General features: G+C 50.3%; 1 protein-coding gene. It reads left to right on the forward strand.

The genetic code is table 11. The annotated features are described in order from the left end of the window. Positions 1-317: hypothetical protein (locus AC1RP1_RS07985; protein WP_481762717.1), on the forward strand; the 317-nt coding region annotated here is incomplete at its 5' end. Positions 318-388: the final 71 nt, after the last annotated feature.

Here is a 388-nt window from a genome sequence, read left to right on the forward strand (position 1 = left end):
GTCCCCCTACCATGCGCGACGTCCTTGAGTTTGCGGATGCTCCTGAGATGAAGGATGAAGAGCAACGCTCCGAATTCTCGTTCTTGGCTCAACTCGCTACGCATATCCAACACGTAGCCGGTTATCTGACTCTCAAGCAGAGGATTGATATCGTCGGTGAGTGCACACCTGATCAGGTAGCACTTATCAAGGACTTCGAAGCACAGCTGAAAAAGTATGGTGTTGAGGAACGCGTTCGTATCACGTGCAAGGAGTGTGGCGCGGTTTCAGAGACGAAGCTGTCTCTGGCCGCCCACAGCTTTTTTCCCTTTGAATAGTTCAAAGGATACGATGGAGCGGTATAAGCTAATTGCGTCGGAGTACGGATTTTATCCACCCGATGATATAC

This window comes from Dellaglioa sp. CoH-56-MRSF-13, from assembly GCF_056782095.1.